Raw genomic sequence first — 21,911 nt, forward strand, 5'->3', positions numbered from 1 at the left:
TCCTGTTTATAGAGAATTTGAGTAAGTATTTTTAGACATTACACGAAGATTGGGAATTAGGTTTTATTGACGTAAACTTCCAGCTTCACAATCGCGCAACCAAGCTTTAACTCCTTGGGCAACAGTACCGTTACTACTATCTCGTGGTGGAGATAGTGACCGTTGTTGTAAATAGGAACCGACTTGAGAAAACATCATCACTAGTTGCCAACCACTTTTAGTTTTAGTCAATAACAGCCAGTGAAATTCTTGCAATTCTACAGCTTTCTGATCTATATACTGCCGCTCCAAGGTAGTAAAGAAAACTTGCTCAACTCCTGATGCAGCACTTTTAGACGCATCTGCACTATATTCTTCAAGGTTAAGGGGCAGAGGAGTAAATTCAGGTCTTCCTGCCACTAACATATAACTGTAAACCTGACTGCTTCTACTGAGGCGGCGGGCGCGTTGACTAGCGCGATTGGTATAACTAGGTAATTTTTGCAATAGCTGTATAGTTAATGTTTCTAAATTTTGCTCAGAACACAAAGACTTCACATCACTATTGACATTTTCTCTTTCTGCTAGCGCCGAGGGTTTAGGGGTGGGGTTTATCGAGAAGGCTGGGTAAGCAAAGCTATTTGAAACTACAATCCAGAAGCCACAAGCAAACAGGAAACTGTAATTTTTCTGACTGAGCGAAGAGGCAAGATTGTTCTCCCCTACACTCTGCACTCTGAGTTTCTCACTGACTCTTAGCTTCATGCCACCGTGATTAACTCCTCAGAAATCCGCTTCCAGGCTAACTCAGGCTCAGTAGCAGCAGTGATGGGACGACCAATCACTAGATAATCTGCACCAGCTTTAATGGCTTGTGCTGGAGTGAGCGATCGCTTTTGATCGCCTTTGTCTGCCCAAGTTGGTCTAACCCCCGGACACACAAGCAAAAAGTCATCTTTACAAGTTTGTCGTAGCTGTGCCACCTCTTGAGGCGAACAAACTACCCCATCCAAACTAGATTCTTGAGCCAGCAGTGCCATTTCTAGAGCATATTCTGGCAATTCTAGGGGTATTTTTAAATCAAATGCCAACTGCCGAGCAGAAATGCTCGTTAACAGAGTAATAGCAATTAACTTTGGTGGCTGTACGCCTGCTTTTGCAGCCCCTTCCTGTGCCGCCTCAGTTGCGGCTTTCAGGGCATCTCTACCAGCAGTAGCATGAATTGTCAGTAAATCCACTCCATATCTAGCTGCACTCCGGCAAGCACCAGCAACGGTATTGGGAATATCATCAAACTTTAAATCCAAGAAAATGCGCTTTTGCCGAGACTTTAACACTTCTAGAATTTTCGGGCCAGTGCTAGTAAACAACTCTAAACCAACTTTCCACCAAACCACTTGTGATAGCCGATCTATAAGAGTGATCGCACTTTGTTCATCTGACACATCCAAAGCCACAATAACTCGTTGTCCTACCTGTTCTCCATTCCTCATTCCTGACTCCCCATTCCCCATTTAAGGCACTAGGCGCACAAACTTATTTTTTCCAACTTGTAAAACTTTACCTTGTAATTCACTAGGAGCAGCGAAAGTGGTATCAGCATCAGTGATGCGATCGCCATCTAGGCGCACTCCACCTTCTTGAATTTTCCGCTTTCCTTCCCCGGTACTTTTGCACAAGCCAGTGACATTGAGAATATACGCTAACTTAGTAGGGAATTGCTGCACGCCAGCTAGAGAAAATTCTGGAACTGCACCTTCCTTACCGCCGCTTTGCGCTGCTTCTTTCGCCTCTTGGGCTGCGGTTTCACCGTGGTACTGTTTCACAACTTCCCATGCTAAGAGTGTTTGGCGATCGCGGGGATTTTCTGGCAGTTGATCCAAAGGTAAATCCGTCAACAGTTCAAAATACTCTGACAGCAGATGGTCAGGAACTCCTTGCAACTTTTGATACTTTTGTCCTGGGTGTTCTGATAATCCGATATAATTACCTAAAGACTTAGACATTTTTTGCACGCCATCAGTGCCAATCAAAATTGGCAGCAGCATTCCAAATTGGGGCTTTTGACCAAAATGGCGCTGTAAATCTCTGCCTACAGCAATGTTAAATTTCTGGTCAGTGCCACCTAATTCCACATCTGCCTCAACTGCAACCGAATCAAAACCTTGCATTAATGGGTACAGGAACTCATGGATAAAAATCGGATTCTCTTTTTTATAGCGATCGGCAAATCCTTCCTTCGCTAACATCTGTCCCACCGTCATCGTGGAGAGTAACTCCAAAATTTTCTCTAAGTTTAAACCAGAGAGCCATTCGGAGTTATAGCGCACCTCTAACCTTCCTGGGGTGTCAAAATCCAAGATAGGACGTACTTGATCTAAATAAGTCTGAGCATTTTTAGCTACATCTGCTTCTGTAAGCTGACGACGCACTTCAGATTTACCAGTTGGATCGCCAATACGTGCTGTAAAATCGCCAATAATTAAAACTGCTGTATGACCTGCATCTTGAAATCCCCGCAGTTTCCGTACTGGTATGCTATGACCAAGATGAATATCAGTACCTGTAGGGTCAATCCCTAATTTAACCCTTAAAGGTTGTTGTGTAGTTAGCAAGAGCCTTTCTAAACTTTCGCTGTTAACATCATCTGATTGTGGGAATACTTCTACTACACCACGACGCAACCAATTCATATCTTGCGTCATCCGAAGAGATTGATTATTAGCTATGTTTTGCACACTAGAAGTTAAGTTGGTTATATTCACTGGCAATTTATCCGCTTTCTCATCTGCCAAACTACTATAATTGCAAAAAAACTAATCGCCTTGCTTCACCCAATCAATTACAGTTAAATTTACAAATGAGGAAGTGAAATAGCCGTGTCGTCGTCTAGGACTTTTGAAGATAAACAGCCACAGCGTCGGGCTTCATCAGGTTTTGAGTTTTTGAAAGGAGTCGGTCAGGTAACTGGCGGTACTCTCCTTTCAATCACCATGCTGGCAAGTTCCATTGTAGCCGGAGGACTGGTTGGTTTAGCCATCAGTTTCCGTAATTTGCCAGATGTGAGACAGCTACGTAACTTCTTTCCCTCAGAAACGACTTACATTTATGACGTTAAGGGCAAACTCTTAACGAGTATTCACGGGGAAGCCAACCGGGAAGTCGTACCTCTAGACAGAATTTCGCCGAATTTAAAACGAGCGGTATTAGCAAGTGAAGATGACCACTTCTACGATCACCACGGTATTAATCCCACTGGTGTTGGCCGGGCCATAGTAGCTAACGCAGCAGCAGGCGGAGTCAAAGAGGGTGGCTCTACTGTCACCATGCAATTGGTAAAAAACCTATTTTTGTCTCGCAAGCGTGCCTTTACCCGCAAATTAGCAGAGGCTGTGCTAGCAATCCGCTTAGAGCAAATTCTCACTAAAGACCAAATATTAGAAATGTACCTCAATCAAGTTTATTGGGGTCATAACAATTATGGTGTACAAACGGCAGCCCGCAGTTACTTTAATAAGTCAGCAGAATATTTAAGCTTGGGTGAGTCAGCAATGATGGCGGGTTTGATCCAAGCGCCAGAAGAATTCAGCCCGTTTGTGAACATGAAGCTGGCAAAACAGAAACAAAAAGAAGTCCTAGTGCGGATGCGGGATTTGAACTGGATCAACCAGTCAGAATACGACAATGCCCTCAAACAAGAAATCAAACTTGGGAGAATCAAATCCTTTCAAGGTAGTGCTCTACCTTATGTAACCAATACCGTAGCGCAGGAGTTAGCTAAAAAGTTTGGGCGTGAGACACTACTTAAAGGTGGAATGCGGGTGCAAACTACAGTTGATGCCAACTTCCAAGTCATGGCGGAGGAAACTGTTAGTAAGTGGCATAAAACACTTCTGGGGCAAGGATTATCTAAGAATCAAATGGCCTTGGTGGCAATTGATCCACGCACACATTTTATTAAGGCACTGGTGGGTGGTATAGATCCTAAGACCAGTGAGTTTAATCGTGCAACTCAATCTCAACGGCAACCCGGATCTTCTTTTAAACCATTTGTATACTATACTGCTTTTGCTAGTGGTAAGTATGGGCCAGATTCAACGGTCGTCGATGCCCCAGTTAGCTATCGAGATGGTAACGGTTGGTACTTTCCGAGAAATTATGATGGCGGTTTTAGCGGAGCTATGCCAATCCGCAGAGCTTTAGCCCAATCGCGTAACATTCCGGTGATCAAGATTGGTAAGGCTGTAGGGATGAATAGAGTCATAGAAACGTGCCGTACCTTAGGTATTACAAGTCCGATGGAACCTGTGACTTCCTTACCACTTGGGGCTATTGGTGTCACCCCTCTGGAAATGGCTAGTGCATATGCTACCTTTGCTAATTATGGCTGGCAATCTCCACCAACTGTAATTGCCCGTGTCACCGATAGTAGTGGTAACGTATTGCTAGATAACACACCTAAACCGCAGCTAGTTCTCGATCCTTGGGCATCAGCAGCAATTATCGATGTCATGCGATCGGTAATCACTGAAGGTACAGGTAAAAGTGCTGCTATCGGTCGCCCAGCTGCCGGAAAAACCGGAACAACATCATCAGAAAAAGATATTTGGTTTGTTGGTACTGTGCCACAGTTGACAACTGCTGTCTGGGTAGGGAGAGATGACAATAGACAATTAGCTGACCATGCCACAGGTGGTGTTCTGGTCGCTCCCATTTGGAAAGATTTTATGGATAAGGCACTCAAAAATGTACCAGTAGAAAACTTCAAGCCACCTTCGCAGTTTTCTCGTCCCAAGTCAAATTAAAGTTAGGAGTGATAAGTTATGAGTTATGAGTTTATCGAGAACTCCTAACTCCCAACTCCTAACTTTTGTTAAGACTGTTTTTCTAGCTCGGCTTTCATCCGTTCTAAAGTGAGGTGCATTTGGTCAAACATTTGTTGGGGGGTGACACCGAACTGACCTAATTGCGTTTTCAGTTGTTCTACTGTCATTTGTGCCATGAAATCTTCTGATAGCTCGAAGCGCTTCATAAAGATGCGATACCGATCCATCATGGCTTCCATTTGCTCAATAAACAGCTTTTTGCCATCACGATCAAATTTGCCGTAGCTGTTGCCAAGCTTGATCAGCGCTTGATAATCCTCAAACAGCTGTTTTGCTTCTTGCTGAACTATTTCAGAATCGAAGAATCCCATATTGCTTATACTAAACTGAGCGCCCAGACTCAGTAGCTTAATAGTTTTACTTCTATTTATTATTTTAGTCTAGGGGAGTAATCTAGTCACGAAGCTTCGGTTTTAGTACGGTTTGTTACCGAAATTTCAACACTTGACTTGAGAACGTTTACCCTTGTTAAATCGACTTAATAAAGCTGCAATACTCAAAGCTTTAGCCATTGATTTAGGATTGGTATTTTCACCCTGTTGAATTTTCAGTATGGTAGCGTATTTCAAAGCTAATGAATCTTGTGGGTTAAGTTTTAATGCTTGACGGAGGTAAACCCTGGCCATGCCGATAAATTTCTGTTTGAAATGTACTAAACCTAATAAGGCATAATAGTCACTGTTATTTGGCTCTAACTTGATGGCATCGCGCAGTTCTTGCACAGCTAGGGGCCAATTAGCTAGCCTGACGTACTCAATCGCTCGCTGGTAGTGACGTTGAGCGTAGTTTGTCAAAACTGGTTTGATATTAGTTTTTTCATTTAATGCCAATCCAACTGGCTTGACTTCTACTTCAGGGATGATGCAAACGGGTTTTTGCGGTAGAAACAGGTCAGGTTTATGCAACTGTAAATAAACTAAATTCAGTATACTAATTTGTTGTGTAACTTGATAAAACTGATGGAGTGATTTGTATTGAGCTTCTGCATAGGAGGCGATCGCTTCTTCATAAAACAATTCTGCTTGGGGTGCAGACATTTCTATAATTTCCTTAGCTATGGCACTTTGCCTACACAAAGCTTGTTGCTGTAATACTTTTGCGTTTGATCGCAGCATGGCTATGGCAATCAAGCGCTTGTGTCGATTTTTGAGTTGTTCGTAAGCTGGATTAATTAAATGGCTAAGTATTGCCGTTGCTAATTGTTGGTCTGGATTACAGCTTTTAGCATAGTGATCGGGATGTAGGAGTTTCGCTAAAGTGTGATAGCGTTTAAAAATCTGGCGATCGTCAGCACTCACAGAAATTCCTAGCACAGCGTAAGGATCACAAAGCTGTTTTAGCCATTCTGGCGGTAGGAAAGTCTGTGACATCGTAGTAATCTAGATCCGTTAAAAACTTAAAATTAGCATCAAAGCTGAATGCACAGTCATGTGAAACTTACTCAAATTTCTTCAAATTGTGGATTGGGGATTGAGAAGATTTAGTTAGGGATGAATTGTTTCTGTGCCTTTTGGCTGTCTTATTGTAGAAATTATGGTATTCGTATATCTTCTATTAGAAATATGTTGAGTAAGCGCAAAAGTCGAAGTGTTGCCGCTGTTTTAGCTTTTTCTGGCACGCTGACAATTTCAGGATTACATAAATTCTACTTGGGACAGCCCCTGTGGGGTGTTTTGTATGTGTTGCTTTCCTGGACGCCTATCCCCAAGGTAGCTAGTGCGATTGAGGGAGTTTGGTATTTAGCCCAAGATGAAGAAGCTTTTGATCGTAATTTTAATCTAGGCAAGTCAGCGGCAAGGAACTCACAAAAGGCGATTAATCAGGTAGGAGCGATCGCTGAGGCTATGCGTGAATTAGATGCTCTGCGCCAGGATGGACTAATTTCAGAGTATGAATTTGAACAAAAGCGCCGCCAATTGCTAGACCAGATTTCTTGAGGTAAGCGACAATCATGAATAACTGGCTACCTTTAAATTCCAGACTGCAAAAACTCCGTGCCAAGCTCCTCAACGATCCCTACTATCGCCTACAATCTGGGGAAGAAATTCAGATTGCAGCTCAATTAGGTATTCGCATTGATGCTAATCAAGCCACTGTAGATGATTGGTTACGCCTACCAGGTTTGTCAATTCACCAAGCGCGATCGCTTGTAGAACTTTCACATTCGGGTGTGAAATTTTACTGTATTGAAGATATTGCTGCGGCTTTGGGTATGCCAGCGCCGCGCTTAGAGCCATTAAAGCCTCTGCTGAATTTTATTTACTATGACCGCGAATCTTTAGAAAATCCTACCAATATAGTTAACCCGAACACAGCAACCATTGAAAAATTAGCACAAATTCCATTTATAGATTTGTCTTTGGCGGAAGCAGTGGTGCAAAATCGCCAATCAGTCGGGCCTTACCGTAACCTGGCTGATTTCCAGCAGCGATTAGAGTTAACTGGTGATGCGATCGCCCAGATAATGTATTATTTGAGGTTTTAAGTTAAAAGTTAGAAGTCTTAAAATAACTCCTAACTCTAGCAATTTGGAATTTTGGATTGAAAGAAAAATCCAAAATTGATTAAATGAACCCAATACGGTCGAGAGGCCAAAAGCGAAACGTTGCCCGACCGATGACATTTTTTCTGGGTAAAAAGCCCCAGTAGCGAGAATCATTACTATCGTTACGATTATCTCCCATGACGAAAAATTCGTCTTCTGGGACTTTCACTGGTCGATATGGCTGATTTGGAGGTTCAGCGATGTAGTCTTCTGCTAAGGGTTGACCGTTGAGGTAGACTTTGCCAGAAGCAACACTAATTACCTCACCCGACTGCCCAATAACTCGCTTGATGAACGCTTGGTCTTTGGGATATCCTCGACGTTGTAGTTCTGCGGGTGGCTGAAAAACAATAATATCTCCAGTTATGGGAGGGTGAAAATGGTAGGAGATTTTTTCAACTACCAAGCGATCGCCAGTATGTAATGTAGGCAACATTGAATCAGAAGGTATATAGCGCGGTTCGGCAATAAAAGTCCGGATCAGGAATGCCAAACACAGTGCGATCACAATTAAAATCAGATTTTCTTGCCAACTACGCCATACTTTTAACGACGCGCGCTTTTCTTTTGCATCACTTTCGTGAGGAATCATAAAAGTTTCTAGCCAGTTTCAGAAGTGAGACAAATACCTTGATTATTTTGACTCAAAAGGTATATTAATAGGAAAACTGGGTTTAGAGACTATTTATAAAGTAAATCTTAAGTATGGTGTGTTATGACTTTAGCCTAACGTACAGCAAGTATGACGGTGCGTTAGGCGCTTAAATTGTCCTTTTCGTGACCTATCGGATCGAAAATATGCGTTTAACACAACACCAGTTGCGACAACGGATAGCGATATATATCTCACTTTACCGAAAAAAGGCAGAGGGAAGTCTTGCTGAAGGTTGAGTTGCAAAAAAATATATTTTGGTTTGTATTATTAAGTAGTATTACATAAAATTATTTTTAATTGATATGTATTTTTAAATACATATTACTAGTTAAACAAAGTATTTTTAGTAAAAACACTACATTTATTTAAATATAGTATGTAATACTTCAATAGATAGATACTGTACTATTGTGATTTTAATTACTTACCTATATGTATGAAACTAATTTCCGTAATTACACGGTGACAGTGTATATTAAACTGTACTATTAATTAAGATATAAACATACTTAATTATCGAGAAAAATATTCACAGACAGAAAGCTAGTGGCAATTTCGGCTAAAGTATCAACATCCGAAAGAGAACTAAACTACTGATAGAATTATTTTTGCTGAATGAGTCACAAGTGACTAGATTAAAGAATAAATGCCCCTTGGCAATGAGAAACTATATTGAATCAATTTTCGTCTAGTCTATTTCAGAGAAAGTACAAGATAACATTCTGTAAGTTGAAAATTTAACTTTTTCTTAAAAAGGAAACAATGACAACAGGCAGTAAAATATATTTTATCAAGAATATAACTAATAGTTTACCAGACTTTTTTTTTAAAAAACCGCCCTTTGTAAGTAGTTTTGTATGTTAATCAAATAATTCAGTAAGTTGTAAATTATATAACTTTACTATCAGACAGTCTGTCTATAAAAATTTCAGTCTGTAAAAAGTGTAAATTGTAAGCGCGGCAGCTTAGTTCATCTTATTTGCAAAGCCATAAAACTTAAAAGGATAATGCTGCCTTAGCAATGAAGTGAAAAACAGCAAATAATTTAGAACTGCTATTAAGAGGATTTTGGGGTGTGGTTAATTATCTGATTTTGCTTCTTCTTAGAGCTAGCGGTAAGAATGTGAAAGTGCAGACTTTGCCTTCGATGAGTGGGTTGACATTAAACAGTACCAAGTATTGTATAAGCGTTCGTCCAAACCTAAAGCATATAGATTTCAGTTAAAACCGTATAATCTGTTTTCTCGATTGTGAATTTCCCTTAGTCCCAATTCAAATTTTCATGATTACCAGAGAGCAACTGGTATCTAAATATCTAATAAAAATGTGCTATAACGTACCGTCATAACCGTGGTGATGGTTCGATTTTTGAAGGAGCTTTCAGGTGGAAAACAATAAGTCGTTTCTGTGGCCAGAAGGAATATTAATTGCGCTACTTGCTTTAGCTGGTGTTTTTAGTCTTGCTTTTATGATGCTTCTAAGACCAAATGCTTCAGAGACTCAGAGTAGACAAAGTATAAATGTCAAAGATATCGGTGCAAACGTAGGAACTCAGCAGCGTATTGAAAAATTAAAGGCAACGATGCTTACAAGTTGGCAACAAGAAGCACAAGCAAAGGGCCTAGCTTACCCCATACCATCAAGTTTTCAAGGGGCAATAATTAAGGATGCAAAACTTTCTCAAGGTGAGAAAGTGATTGCTCTCACCTTTGATGATGGCCCTTGGCCTCAAAGCACAGAACAAGTGTTAGATATCCTTAAATCAAATAATATCAAAGGGACGTTTTTTGTTGTCGGGCAGAACCTAAAAAATTATCCAGAGATAGGAAGGCAGATTGTTGCTCAAGGTCACGTCATTGCCAACCATACTTGGCATCACTGGTACCACTTCTTTAATCAACAAGCAGCTGCTTTTGAAATTGATCGCACAACAGACCTAATTTATCAAGTTACAGGTGCGAAAACAAATCTGTTCCGACCGCCTGGTGGCAACCTGCACAATGGATTAGCTACTTATGCTAAAGGCCAAAAATATGCTGTGGTGATGTGGTCAGCTGACTCCACAGACTACAAGTTGCCAGCTGTACCAAAGTTGATCAATAACGTGATTAAAGATTCAAAACCTGGTGGTATTGTACTAATGCATGATGGTGGTGGGAACCGTTCCAGAACTATACAAGCTTTACCAAAAATTATTAGCAACTTTAGAAAGCAAGGCTATCGCTTTGTAACTATTCCAGAACTTTTAGAAATTCAAGATACAGACCAAAAATTGCTTGCTCACAAAAAGTAATAATTATTAATTATGGGTAATTAATCAATAGTAATTGGCTAAAAACTAAAATTATATTTTTTGGTTAAAATACGTTATTTCTGATTCAGTTAGTGAAGATATAGCAGCAGCCATGTATATTAGGACATAGAATAGAGCTAATTCGGTGTCATCTCATAGTCTGCGATCATATTATGTCCAAACCCTACAGTTATGACTTGCGCCAAAAAGTTATCCAAGCCATTGAACTAGATGGCTTAAAGAAAAGTGAGGTCAGTGAACTGTTCAATATCAGCCGTAATACTATCGATCTTTGGCTGAAGCGCAAAGCAGCAACGGGGGATTTTCAGCTAAAAACGAACAAACCGCCCCGCAGCGATCGCAAAATTACTGATTGGGAGAAGTTTCGTGAGTTTAGCAAAGTTCATGGGGATAAGACGCAGAAACAGATGGCAGAACTTTGGAACAGTGATATCAGTGCTCGTACAATTTCAAGGGCGTTGAAGAAAATTGGATTCACGCGAAAAAAAAACTTATGGATACCGGGAACGCGATGAAATCAAACGGCAACAATTTATAGAGAAGTTAGCCAATTGGGAAGTAGAGGCAATAGTCTACGTAGATGAGTCAGGCATGGACAATCGTGAGGATTACGGCTACAGCTGGAATGAAAAGGTCAGCGCTTTCATGCCCTCAAATCAGGTCGGCATCAGGGACGGGTTAACATGATTGCAGCGTTGTCTAACCAGCGTTTGATTGCACCGTTTACAGTCGAGGGCGCTTGCAATCGAACAATTTTTGAGACCTGGGTGGAAGCCTGCTTGATTCCTAATCTTACCCCTGGACAAGTAGTGGTGATGGATAATGCTACCTTCTACAAAGGGGGGTGCATTGAGCAACTAATTCAGGATGCAGGCGGTCAACTTCTGTACTTACCTCCTTACTCCCCTGACGAAAACATAAAATTGAGCGATGTTGGTCTTGGTTAAAAAGCCGCATCCGCAAGCTCTTAGAGCAGTTTGATAATCTACGAATTGCTATGGAGCATGTTTTACGTTTGGCGTCCTAACTAATCTGGCTATTGCTATACTTCCTTTTAGAGATTTCCAACAAATAAATTATCCAATCTTGTGGGGTGGATATCTTACCCGCCTTTGGCTACAAGCAGGCGAGACACCCACCCCACAAGAAGTAGTTGAATATTTTTTATTTGGAAGTCCCTAATGACTTGTTACTAAACTGAACTCAGTTGTTTTTTCGGGATTAGCTTCTGGACTATCAGCTTCAGAAGGTGGAACCAACTGCCAGAATTTTGGCAAAAATTCTTGCCAGTTTTGCGAAATTTTCTTCGCTTTTGGTGAACCAGTACGTTCTGCATGAGTTTGGATTAACTCTTGCAGTTGCTTTGCACCTACTTCTGTGATCACCCGCTGGACTTTGACAATTTCTGGGTTGACTAACTCACGAAATGAGTCGTCTTCATCCAAAAAGTATGCCAGTCCACCAGTCATTCCCGCGGCTACGTTACGTCCTACTTTGCCAAGGACGACAATCACACCACCTGTCATGTATTCACAGCAGTGATCCCCAGCGCCTTCAATCACTGCAATGCCTTTGGAGTTTCTCACAGCAAAGCGCTCTCCTGCTAGTCCGCTGGCAAATAACATGCCACCAGTAGCACCATAGAGACAAGTATTGCCAACTATCACGTTTTGTGATGCGTTATAGGTAGCATCAGTTGGAGGTTTGATGATGATTTCACCACCATGCATCCCTTTACCTACGTAGTCATTTGCCTCTCCTTCCAAGCTTAGAATTATGCCGGGAAGGTTGAAAGCACCAAAGCTTTGTCCAACACTACCTGTAAAGTTGAGATTAATTTGTCCTTCAAAGCCACTATCACCATATTGAGAAGCGATCGCACCTGCTAATCTTGTACCCACTGTTCTGTCAGTATTAATAATTGGGTAAGTCTTGGTGACAGTAGATTGATTTTTAATGGCAGCCTGAATTTCGGGATCGGCAAGGAACTTGTCATCTAAAACCACGCCGTTGCTATGAACTTCTTCATGCACCAACCAGCTACGATTGTCTTTGCTATTTGGTAGCTGAAGTAAACAGTCGAGATTAAGCGATTGCGTTTTGGTGAGTTTTGCTTCTGGGCGCAGTTTTAACAAATCTGCGCGTCCAATGATTTCTGACAAAGAACGGTAGCCAAGTCGGGCTAACAAACTACGCACTTCTTCGGCGATGAAGTAGAAGAAGTTGACAACTTGTTCTGGTATTCCTGTAAACCGTTTACGGAGTTCTTCTTTTTGGGTAGCAACACCCACAGGGCAGGTATTCATGTGGCAAACTCGCGCCATGATACAGCCTTCAGCAATCATGGCGATGGAGCCGAAACCAAATTCTTCACCACCCATTAATGCACCTATTACCACATCCCAGCCACTCTTGAGACCGCCATCTACGCGTAAAATCACGCGATCGCGCAAGCTATTTTCCATCAAAACGCGATGCACTTCACTTAAACCGAGTTCCCACGGTGAACCAGCGTGTTTAATCGAACTTAGTGGCGATGCACCTGTACCACCATCATGACCAGAAATCTGGATGATATCAGCGTTGGCCTTGGCTACGCCAGCTGCGATCGTGCCAATACCAACTTCTGCAACTAGCTTCACCGACACCTTTGCTTTGGGATTAATTTGGTGTAGATCAAAAATCAGTTGTGCTAGGTCTTCAATAGAATAAATATCATGGTGCGGTGGTGGCGATATCAGCGTTACACCTGGTTTGGAGCGCCTTAACATTGCAATGTATTGGCTCACCTTCGGGCCTGGCAGTTGCCCACCTTCCCCAGGCTTGGCACCTTGGGCAATTTTGATTTCAATTTGTTTGGCGTTGACTAGGTACTCTGGGGTGACACCAAAGCGTCCCGATGCAACTTGCTTGATGGCACTATAAGCTCGATCGCCATTCTGCAATCCTTTTAAATGAGGTAGGGTTGGCGAGTAACCAGACTCATCCACATCATCTAGAACTGTGTAGCGCACTGGATCTTCGCCACCTTCTCCAGAATTGGATTTACCGCCAATCCGGTTCATGGCGATCGCTAAAGTTTCATGGGCTTCTCTTGACAAAGCACCTAAAGACATGCCTCCTGTGCAGAAGCGCTTGACAATCTCATATACTGATTCCACTTCTTCTAGAGGAACCGACGGGCGATCGCCTTGGAAGTCCAGCAAGTCCCGCAAGGCTGTTACTGGTCTCCCTTGGAGGTGCTTTTTATAAACTTCGTAGTGGTCGTAGTTTTTACCATCTAGAGCCTTATGCAGCGCCTTAACCATTTCTGGGCTATTCATGTGGTACTCGCCGCCAGGACGGTACTGCACAAAGCCCAGGTTTTCTAATTTCTTAGTCGTTAGTTCTGGGAAAGCTTTGACGTGGAAGGAAAGCACTTCATCAGCGAGTTCGGTAACACTCAAACCACCGATGCGGGAAGTTGTACCACGAAATCCCAGTTCGATTAAATCTCCACCGATACCAATCGCTTCAAAGATTTGGGCTGCTTGATAACTGGAGAGCAGAGAAATTCCCATTTTAGAGAGAATTTTTAGCAAACCTGACTCTACTGCTTTGCGATAGTTTCCTAAAGCTTGTTCTAGGGTGAGGGTGGGAATTTTTTGCACACCCATTAACTTTTGCGTTTTGGGATCAGACCACCAATCACGCACTGTATCTAAAGCCATATACGGGCAAACTGCGCCAGCACCATAACCAATCAGACAAGCAAAGTGATGGGTACTCCAGCATTGAGCAGTATTCACAATCAGGGATGTTTTCATTCGCAATCCCTCACGAATCAGATGGTGATGCACAGCGCCCACTGCTAAGAGGGGAGGAATGTAGGTATATTCTGTGTTGATACTGTCATTGACCCCATCGGTTAATATTAAAATCTTTGCACCTGTCCGAACTGACTCAGCAGCTTGTGCTTGCAAAGACTGCACTGCGGCTTTCAATCCTTCTGGACCATTAGCGAGCGCAAACAGGGTTGACAATTCAGCCGTGGCAAATTCTGACAGTTTAATCGCCTCTAATTCACCATCCGTCAACACTGGTGATTCGAGTTTTAATCTGCGAGCATATTCTGGCTTAGGTTCTAATAAGTTACCCCGTTCACCTAGTTCAACTTTCAAAGACATTACTAGCTTTTCCCGCAGGGGATCGATCGCTGGGTTCGTCACCTGAGCAAAGCGCTGTTTGAAATAGTCATACAGCAGATGGGGCTTTTGTGATAGCACGGCTAAGGGAATATCATCACCCATGCAGAAAGTCGGCTCAGAACCTGCGATCGCCATTGGATGAATCACCATTTCCACATCTTCTGTGGTGTAGCCAAAGGCAGTTTGACGCTGAAGCAAGGTTTGCTTGTCAATTGTCACTTGTGCTTGGTCATTTGTCATTTGTCCTTTGCCATTGCCATTTGCTAATGACGGATGACTAATGACTAATGACTTTAATTCTTGACGATACTGTTGCAACCATTCCCTGTAAGGATGCTGCTTGGCGATGCGACCCTTTATATCCCAATTCTTCAGCACTTCATGATTTTCTAAATCTACGGCGATCATTTGCCCTGGGCCGAGTCTACCTTTCTCGACAATATCGGCTTCTGGGAAGTCCACTACACCAGCTTCGGAAGCTACAACAATGTAATCATCTTTGGTGATCGCGTAACGAGCGGGTCTTAAACCATTACGATCTAGTGTTGCACCAACTTTTTTGCCATCGCTGAATACTAAAAGTGCTGGGCCATCCCACGCTTCTTGCAGACCACTATAATATTCGTAAAAATCAACAATTTCTGGAAATTTATGTAAAGAAGGCTGATTTTGGTAAGCCTCTGGAACCATAATCATTAAAGCTTCCAAGGGGCTGCGTCCAGAGCGCACCAGTAATTCCACTACATTGTCTAAGGTGGCAGAGTCACTGTTATCAATATGAACTAATGGCTTGAGTTCCTCGATGCGATCGCCCCATACAGGATGATTCAGGCTAGCTTCTCGTGCCATCATCCAGTTGATGTTACCCAATAAAGTATTGATTTCGCCGTTGTGACCCAAAAGCCGCATCGGTTGCGCTAGAGGCCACTTGGGCATGGTATTGGTACTAAAGCGGCGGTGATAAACAGCAAAGGCGCTTTTGTAAGCTGGATTTTTTAAATCATCGTAAAAGCTGCCCAAGACAGCGGAACGCACCATGCCTTTGTATACAATTGTGCGACTTGACAACGAACAGATATAAAATTCTTCTGAGATGTTAGTTGCAGCTTTACTAATTCGGCGGCGGGTAATGTATAACTGCCGTTCTAATTCATCACCGCTTTTGTCAACGGAAGCTAACAAAACTTGTTCAATCTGGGGCTGATTTTCTCTTGCTTGTACCCCCAGCAAGTCAGATTGCACTGGCACTACTCGCCAACCCAATACAATTAATTTCTCTTCAGCAGCTACTTGCTCAACAGTTGCCCTAGCTTCTTGTGCAGCTTGCTGGTCTTGTGGTAGAAATATCATCCCCACAGCTATGCGATCGCTAGATGGAAATTCCTTTCCTCTTTGGGCAAAATCTTGTTGGAACAACTCCCAAGGAATTGCTGTCAATACTCCAGCACCATCACCAGAGTCGCGATCGGCGCTACAACCTCCTCGATGTTCTAAGCAGGTTAAAGCAGCTAAGGCTTTTTCGACAATTTCGTGGCTGGTATGATTCTGGCGATGAACAATAAAACCTACACCACAGGCATCTCGTTCTTCCACTAACCACTTTTGCCCCTGATAAGTATCTCTTGAGTTGATATCCGCTGTGATTTTCTGGTTTTGATTCATCGGTTTATTATTCATACCCTGTTCCTGAAGTATTGAGTTACCAATTTTGCCATTACATAGTGAGGAAAATTTCTAATTTCAGCGATGGAAAAATATATAAACACCGAATTTTAAGGAAAAAAAATTTTAACTTCGGTTTTACTTTATCAGTCATCCCGTGTTAAAATGATTGCGTGTTTTTTAAGTGTTTATGCGGTGTTAGACAAGTTACCTCCGCCAAGACATTCTTTTTGCCCTGACAGTTTCTTTTTTATATTTTGAAGTTAAGTATTTTCTCAATCCCTTTTTTCCAGATGCACACTAGCTATTTACTGAGCCGATTTTTTTGGCTCACCTGAAACAAAACTAAAATTAAACGCTGTACTATATTTTAAAGCCAAAATCATCCCGATCCAGCAATAAAATCAGCGTATTACAATAGATACCCATTTGACAATTCCCAAATATTTTTGTTGTCTAGAATTTTGCCGCTTACCAGTTGCCGCATGTATCACTATTAACTAGACATTCCTGAAGTAATCATATTAGCAACATTCAGCGAGGATTAAATATCTTAATCCAGTTTTGATAACCAAAACTACCGTATATGGTGTAGTTAAAATTAGTGGGAGTTCAAACACTTGATTGCAGTGGCTTTAGCGTCTAAATAAATTAATGTGTGTTTATAAGATATAAATAGCCAATATATAGATTATCATATTTATTCAAAAATAAAGTCATGCTTTCTTTATATTTCCAAATAATTGGTTAGTTTATACCTTGGGTGGTAGTTTTCAAAAGTACTTAGTAAATTATGGTAAAAATGCCGAATTGTTGCCAATCAGGGATTAGCGATGGCTCCGTCAATGCCAAGGACGAACGCAAATTTTTTTGGGCTACTGTGTCACCAATACTTTTGACAATACTGTGCTTAATTACTACCTATCCTATTAACGCCGAGGAGTCCCCAAAAACCACCAAATCTACACCTAAGTTAATCTCACAGTCACCTGCACCTCCTTTGACAAACGCGGTATTTTCTGGTAATCAAATTTCCCTCAATGGTCGTACTTTACCAGGAACTTGGTTGCAGCAGCCTGGAAAATCTGGTCAGGTGACAATCAATATCAGTGACGGGGCATTTAGGCAATTAATTGGAGTAAATTTCTTAAACAGTAGTAATTTTGCGAAGCAACCAATACAGTGGTTTTCGTCGTTGACACAGCCATTAGTATTAGCTACCAGGCTAGTAGGGGCATATCGCTATCTGGATATCACTAATTTTGCTCAAACATCTGGATGGCAAATTCAAGCTAATAACAACACTTTGCTGATTTCTACCCCAAAAACCCAAATCACAAATATTGTTCAGAGCCTGGAACCTCTATACGCGAGTGCCCCTTTTCAACACGATCAGATTCTTGTCGATTTAGATCATCCTACTCCCTGGCAAGTTGCACAAGGGTCAGCGATCGCCAAACTGCAAACTCCGTCAACCGATCCAGATACGCCAACTCCCAAATCCACTACACCGCCAAATAGACAGTGGACAATTACCCTGGATGGAATAGCCGATCCTGTTTTGATAGAACGCTATACTCCCCAGCCACCAGTAGCACCACCAACATTGCTGCCAAACCTGCTTAAACAATTATCACCAGCTATACCAACGCAACCAATAGCACCAGCCCCGGAACCGCTGATTCAAAAAGTGGAGGTGGTAAAAAACCAAACGATTATTAGTCTGAGCGTTCCTTTTGGTCTATCACCTCAAGTTAGTACTGTCGCTAACCCCAATCGTCTGATTATCGATATTCGACCCGATCCTCTAGAAGAACGAGATATTACTTGGGCCCCAGGATTGCTTTGGCGACAGCATTATGTCAACTTAGGCACAGAACGTTTTCCAGTAGTCTGGTTAGAAGTTAATCCCCGCAAATTTGGACTAGTATTGAAACCTATGTGGGCTGCTAGTCCTGATGGACTTGCGGGTACTGCTCCCTTAATTCAAACAGCACAACGTTACTTAGCAGTAGCTGGAATTAATGGTGGTTATTTTAACCGCAAGAACAGATTGCCATTAGGTGCGATTCGTCGAGATAGTCAGTGGTTATCAGGCCCGATTCTTAACCGAGGTGCGATCGCTTGGAATGATTCAGGCCAATTTTACTTCGGTCGTCTCACCTTGGAAGAAACTTTAATTACAGCAAATGACCAGCGCCTACCAATTCTATTTCTCAACAGTGGCTACATTCAAAGTGGCATTGCTCGTTACACCTCAGCTTGGGGAGCAACTTACACACCCCTAACAGATAACGAAATTATCTTAGTAGTACAAAAAGACCAAATTACTAATCAGTTACCAGGTGGCAAAGTTGGTGCGACAGCGGTTCCAATTCCCCAGGATGGCTACCTGCTAACTTTACGCGCTAACGCTACTAGTGCTGCCTCTGGGCTACCTATTGGAAGTACAGTAAGTATTTCCAGCGCCACTACTCCAGCTGATTTTAGTCGTTATCCTTACATTATCGGTGCTGGGCCTCTATTAGTCCAAAATCGTCAAATTGTCCTTGATGCCAAAGGCGAAAAATTTAGTAATGCCTTTATTGCCGAAAAGGCTATTCGTAGCGGTATTTGCACAACAGAAACAGGCACACTGATGATTACTGCCACACATAATCGTGTCGGCGGTTATGGGCCTAATTTGGCAGAACATGCCCAATTGATGCAACTCATGGGCTGTGTAGATGCTTTAAATTTAGATGGAGGTAGTTCTACCAGCCTTTATTTAGGAGGGCAACTACTTGATCGATCACCCAGTACCGCTGCTCGTGTTCATAACGGAATTGGTATTTTCCTAAAATCACGATAATGGGGAATAGGGAATAGGATATAGAGAAAAAACTCAATCCCCAATCACTTTTTAAAGTTGAGAACAAGCTGTCATTTTGCTTGATGAAGACTTGGTGTAGACATCAAAATTTTAGTAGTGATAGTTTACACCATTAGGTTTGATTTTGCTATGTTTATCAAAGTGCGACAAAATTGCTGATTTTCAAGGTTGCAAGATAGCGCCAAATTTTTGATCAATAGTTAAAAATATCAACGGTTTGTTATGTCTTCAAATGAGGTAACTATGGCTCGATATCAAGAAACTACACAGACTGAAACTCTACACCTCCCTCCAAACATAACTTCCAGGGGCGTTGCTGCAACGGAATTACGTCCTTGGGGTGCTTTTACAGTTTTGGAAGAAGGGCGCGGATACAAAATTAAACGCATTGAAGTTAAGCCTGGACACCGCCTCAGTCTACAAATGCACCATCACCGCAGCGAACATTGGATTGTCGTCTCTGGTACAGCTAGAGTAGTTTGTGGCGAGAAAGAAGTCTTATTGAGCAATAATGAGTCAACCTATGTACCCCAATGTACATCTCATCGTTTAGAGAATCCTGGTGTGATCCCCTTGGTATTGATTGAAGTCCAAAATGGCGAATACTTGGGAGAAGATGATATTATCCGCTATCAAGATGACTATGCCCGTACCAAAGATTAAAACCAAAACAACGTTATTAAAGCTATGATGCCAAAGCTGAATACATTTTTGTGTAAACCGTTTTTGTAAACGAACTATTACACCCCAGAAGTCCCTACCTTGTTAAGGTGGGGACTGAAGCATGTTAGTGTTATAAATGTAGTAATAGCGATCGCGCTCATACCTTCGGTGATTTGGAATTTTGCACAAGCAAAGGTCAACCTATCTGTAAAATGGAAGATGGGATATTCAATTGCAAAAAACAAGTTCCATGATTCATCTGAGTCAAGCAGCCATAAGTGAGATTGGGCGAATAAAGTCCAAGCAGCAAAATGTCTTGTTTCGATTGGCAGTAAAACCAGGTGGTTGTTCTGGATTCTATTATGATATGTCCTTCGATGAAGCAATAAAAGTTGGCGACCAGGTTTTCGACTTGGATGAGATTCAAGTAGTCATCGATGCCACAAGCGTAAATTACCTCAACGGTTTGAGAGTTGATTATTCAGAAGACTTAATGGGTGGTGGTTTTCGCTTCCACAATCCCCAGGCGATCGCTACCTGTGGTTGTGGCAATTCCTTCTCTTTGAGTCATTAGTGATTGAACATTAGTTAAAAAACAGATGTTCAATCACCAAAGAAAGATAGTAATTGACATAAAACCGTAAAAAAAGATATAATCAGGATTTGTTAAAACTTAGACCATAAGCAGCTTTACGCGCTGTAACTCATGCCAACAATACAGCAGCTAATACGAAATGAGCGCGAACAAGCGCGTCAGAAAACCAAGTCTCCGGCTCTGAAACAATGTCCCCAACGTCGGGGAGTTTGTACCAGAGTATACACGACTACACCAAAAAAGCCTAACTCAGCTCTACGCAAAGTAGCAAGAGTCAGACTTACCTCTGGATTTGAAGTCACAGCTTATATTCCAGGTATTGGTCATAACTTACAAGAACACTCAGTTGTGATGATTCGTGGCGGTCGGGTTAAGGATCTACCAGGCGTGAGATACCACATTATTCGTGGCACCCTAGATACAGCCGGAGTCAAAGACCGCAAGCAAGGCCGTTCCAAGTATGGAACTAAGCGTCCTAAAGAAGCGAAAAAATAGAATTAGGCGATTAATCGCATCCAACACGATTAATCGCCTACCTTAAAAATGCTGAAGGGCAAAAGAAGGAGCACCGTCTTTGTTCTAACAGTAGTTATCAAAACTGCTAAAGTCTGTTTCAAGAAATTAAGCAAGCTACACCTACACTAAGCGAGCAAGTGTAGAAGTTCTGAGGAGGAAAATGCTGTAATCTACAGCGAATTTCTCATCTGAACATAAAAGTTTATAATCTTGTCGCCTTGAGTATTTCGTTGCAGGTAGCAAGTCAAACAATTTTAGATTCTTAGATTTGCGATTTTGGATTGGTCGATCCCATAAGGGAATTAGGCTTACAGACTTTTGATTTGTTCAGATCCTTGGGATCGGAATATATACCGAAAACTTTTAATCCAAAATCAAAAATCAAAAATCAAGAATTAGCATTAAATTAAGTCAGCCTTGCTGCAACGGTTGAAAAAAATAGAGGAAGTCTGAGAGTTGGGTTCTACCGCTTTTAGTTTCCGGTGTCTGATAGCATATAATTTCGTTGCCAATTCCGAATTAAAGGTGAAGTATGTCTCGTCGTGGTGTTATTCAAAGGCGCCCAGTTCCGTCTGACTCTGTATATAACAGTCGCCTTGTGAGCATGATTATCAGACGGATCATGCGTCATGGCAAAAAATCACTTGCCGCACGCATTGTTTATGATGCATTAAAAACTATTGAAGAACGCACTGGTACTGGTGCTTTAGAAACCTTTGAAAGAGCAGTGCGAAATGCCACGCCTTTAGTAGAAGTAAAAGCTCGGCGAGTTGGTGGAGCAACCTACCAAGTACCAATGGAAGTGCGTACAGAACGGGGCACTACCCTAGCACTGCGTTGGTTAGTGCAATATTCCCGGTCTAGACCAGGCCGGACAATGGCTAGCAAATTGGCAAATGAGTTAATGGATGCTGCCAACGAAACTGGTAATGCTATTCGCAAACGCGAAGAAACGCACCGGATGGCGGAAGCTAACAAAGCATTCGCACACTATCGTTACTAAGTAAGAAAGCGATATATCGTCTTGCCACGGTATA

General features: G+C 42.0%; 16 protein-coding genes and 1 pseudogene. 10 read left to right on the forward strand and 7 right to left on the reverse strand.

Features of this window, described 5'->3' with window-relative positions; translation table 11 throughout:
* Window positions 1–63: 63 nt before the first annotated feature.
* Genes V7K89_RS13670 through tyrS form a run of 3 tightly spaced genes read right to left on the reverse strand, consistent with a single transcriptional unit; the run spans window position 64 to window position 2,744 of the window.
* Window positions 64–744 (reverse strand): hypothetical protein, encoded by a 681-nt coding sequence (locus V7K89_RS13670; protein ID WP_335187889.1) that lies wholly within the window; start codon window positions 742–744, stop codon window positions 64–66.
* Window positions 741–1,472 (reverse strand): orotidine-5'-phosphate decarboxylase, encoded by a 732-nt coding sequence (gene pyrF / locus V7K89_RS13675; RefSeq protein ID WP_335187891.1) that lies wholly within the window; start codon window positions 1,470–1,472, stop codon window positions 741–743. Before pyrF ends, V7K89_RS13670 begins: the two co-directional genes overlap by 4 nt.
* A gap of 21 nt (window positions 1,473–1,493) precedes the next feature.
* A complete protein-coding gene (gene tyrS, locus V7K89_RS13680; protein WP_442941657.1) occupies window positions 1,494–2,744 on the reverse strand; it encodes a tyrosine--tRNA ligase in 1,251 nt (416 codons plus the stop codon).
* Between the two features lie 114 nt (window positions 2,745–2,858).
* Here tyrS and V7K89_RS13685 point away from each other — a divergent pair, with 114 nt between their 5' ends.
* Window positions 2,859–4,784: a transglycosylase domain-containing protein gene (locus tag V7K89_RS13685; RefSeq protein ID WP_335187893.1), complete on the forward strand. Its 1,926-nt coding sequence runs from the start codon at window positions 2,859–2,861 to the stop codon at window positions 4,782–4,784.
* A gap of 68 nt (window positions 4,785–4,852) precedes the next feature.
* On the opposite strand, the gene V7K89_RS13690 is transcribed toward V7K89_RS13685, so the two are convergent.
* Together V7K89_RS13690 and V7K89_RS13695 are read right to left on the reverse strand one after the other, a co-directional pair.
* Entirely contained in the window at window positions 4,853–5,176 is a 324-nt protein-coding gene (locus tag V7K89_RS13690; RefSeq protein WP_335187895.1) for a DUF1825 family protein, read from the reverse strand.
* Window positions 5,177–5,302: 126 nt separating this feature from the next.
* Window positions 5,303–6,235: a J domain-containing protein gene (locus V7K89_RS13695; RefSeq protein WP_335187897.1), complete on the reverse strand. Its 933-nt coding sequence runs from the start codon at window positions 6,233–6,235 to the stop codon at window positions 5,303–5,305.
* 192 nt (window positions 6,236–6,427) lie between these two features.
* Here V7K89_RS13695 and V7K89_RS13700 point away from each other — a divergent pair, with 192 nt between their 5' ends.
* Complete coding sequence (locus tag V7K89_RS13700; RefSeq protein ID WP_335187899.1) at window positions 6,428–6,802, forward strand: NINE protein; 375 nt, start codon at window positions 6,428–6,430, stop codon at window positions 6,800–6,802.
* Between the two features lie 14 nt (window positions 6,803–6,816).
* Window positions 6,817–7,350 carry a ComEA family DNA-binding protein gene (locus tag V7K89_RS13705; protein ID WP_335187901.1) on the forward strand — a complete coding sequence of 178 codons (534 nt, stop codon included), beginning with the start codon at window positions 6,817–6,819 and terminating at the stop codon, window positions 7,348–7,350.
* Window positions 7,351–7,429: 79 nt separating this feature from the next.
* Here V7K89_RS13705 and lepB read toward each other — a convergent pair whose 3' ends face one another.
* Window positions 7,430–8,002 carry a signal peptidase I gene (gene lepB, locus V7K89_RS13710; protein ID WP_335187902.1) on the reverse strand — a complete coding sequence of 191 codons (573 nt, stop codon included), beginning with the start codon at window positions 8,000–8,002 and terminating at the stop codon, window positions 7,430–7,432.
* Window positions 8,003–9,449: 1,447 nt separating this feature from the next.
* Here lepB and V7K89_RS13715 point away from each other — a divergent pair.
* Together V7K89_RS13715 and V7K89_RS13720 are read left to right on the forward strand one after the other, a co-directional pair.
* The gene (locus V7K89_RS13715; protein ID WP_335187904.1) at window positions 9,450–10,358 is read left to right on the forward strand and encodes a polysaccharide deacetylase family protein; all 909 of its coding nucleotides are present in this window, start codon (window positions 9,450–9,452) and stop codon (window positions 10,356–10,358) included.
* A gap of 173 nt (window positions 10,359–10,531) precedes the next feature.
* Window positions 10,532–11,406: pseudogene (locus tag V7K89_RS13720) on the forward strand (IS630 family transposase).
* Between the two features lie 151 nt (window positions 11,407–11,557).
* On the opposite strand, the gene gltB reads toward V7K89_RS13720, so the two are convergent.
* Window positions 11,558–16,243, reverse strand: coding sequence for a glutamate synthase large subunit (gltB, locus tag V7K89_RS13725; RefSeq protein WP_335187906.1), 4,686 nt, complete (start codon window positions 16,241–16,243; stop codon window positions 11,558–11,560).
* 787 nt (window positions 16,244–17,030) lie between these two features.
* Here gltB and V7K89_RS13730 point away from each other — a divergent pair.
* The 5 genes from V7K89_RS13730 to rpsG all read left to right on the forward strand — a co-directional run bounded on the left by V7K89_RS13730 (window position 17,031) and on the right by rpsG (window position 21,877).
* Entirely contained in the window at window positions 17,031–19,079 is a 2,049-nt protein-coding gene (locus V7K89_RS13730) for a phosphodiester glycosidase family protein (RefSeq protein ID WP_335187908.1), read from the forward strand.
* Window positions 19,080–19,343: 264 nt separating this feature from the next.
* Window positions 19,344–19,763 (forward strand): cupin domain-containing protein, encoded by a 420-nt coding sequence (locus V7K89_RS13735; RefSeq protein WP_104907515.1) that lies wholly within the window; start codon window positions 19,344–19,346, stop codon window positions 19,761–19,763.
* Between the two features lie 250 nt (window positions 19,764–20,013).
* The gene (locus V7K89_RS13740) at window positions 20,014–20,337 is read left to right on the forward strand and encodes a HesB/IscA family protein (RefSeq protein ID WP_335187910.1); all 324 of its coding nucleotides are present in this window, start codon (window positions 20,014–20,016) and stop codon (window positions 20,335–20,337) included.
* 132 nt (window positions 20,338–20,469) lie between these two features.
* Window positions 20,470–20,853 carry a 30S ribosomal protein S12 gene (gene rpsL / locus V7K89_RS13745; RefSeq protein WP_012410236.1) on the forward strand — a complete coding sequence of 128 codons (384 nt, stop codon included), beginning with the start codon at window positions 20,470–20,472 and terminating at the stop codon, window positions 20,851–20,853.
* Between the two features lie 553 nt (window positions 20,854–21,406).
* On the forward strand, window positions 21,407–21,877 hold the full coding sequence (gene rpsG, locus V7K89_RS13750; RefSeq protein WP_322695583.1) for a 30S ribosomal protein S7: 471 nt from the start codon (window positions 21,407–21,409) through the stop codon (window positions 21,875–21,877).
* Window positions 21,878–21,911 lie beyond the last annotated feature (34 nt).

Origin of the sequence: Nostoc sp., from assembly GCF_036917515.1 — a bacterium.
Classification (GTDB): Bacteria; Cyanobacteriota; Cyanobacteriia; order Cyanobacteriales; family Nostocaceae; genus Nostoc.